This window comes from Spirosoma lituiforme (assembly GCF_054776635.1).
This window is the reverse complement of sequence record NZ_BAAHBO010000047.1, coordinates 1-625: the sequence shown is the minus strand read 5'-3', so window position 1 is coordinate 625 and position 625 is coordinate 1. Positions and strand designations below refer to the sequence as shown.

Annotated in this window: 1 protein-coding gene; it reads right to left on the bottom strand. The window is 37.0% G+C overall.

Annotated features, from left to right (window positions below; translation table 11 throughout):
- A partial coding sequence (locus ACYU87_RS27610; protein WP_461137224.1) for a major tail protein occupies window positions 1-615 on the bottom strand: 615 nt, incomplete at its 3' end.
- Between the last annotated feature and the right edge of the window lie 10 nt (window positions 616-625).

Sequence of the window (625 nt, the reverse complement as noted above, 5' to 3'; positions counted from 1 at the left end):
CTTTGGTGTTTCAGAATTAGCCTGTGGAATATAAACGTTCTTATACCAGTTAGCATAGGTATCAGCCGATGTAGTATCTCCAGTTCTTGATTTTACAAGTCCATCCTCTCTTGGATCTGCTGTAAGTGATAGTGTTTCTGTTCCAGGCTCTATAGTATCTTCCTTTGTTTCAGATTCAATGGACGGACGAGATGCGGAGCAATTATATAGGACGTGCCTAATTGCATTGATATCACCGTCAAATTCAAATAAGAGTGCAAACTTTTCTGTTTCTGATACATTTGCCTTTTCTACAAGTACTCCGTTTTTATCCAGTTCTTCTTTTAGGATTTCCGTTCTAAACCATTCAGGTATCAGTGCAATCTCAAGGTCACCGCTATATCCATTGTTGGCAGTAGATCTAAAATACACAATACCATCTGCATAAAAAGGACTGGATTCTCCTTCAGCTTCAAGGCTGATACTTACCGCCCCTGGGATTGCTTTAGGATTTTCATAAGAAAATGTCCCTTCGCTTGATTTTTTAAGTTTTGCTGCATGAACATTTTTAAGGTTATATTTCACTTTATTTCCCATGATTTTCTTCCTCCATTTCAAAAATATATAAGATTTCATAGAGTTTTTC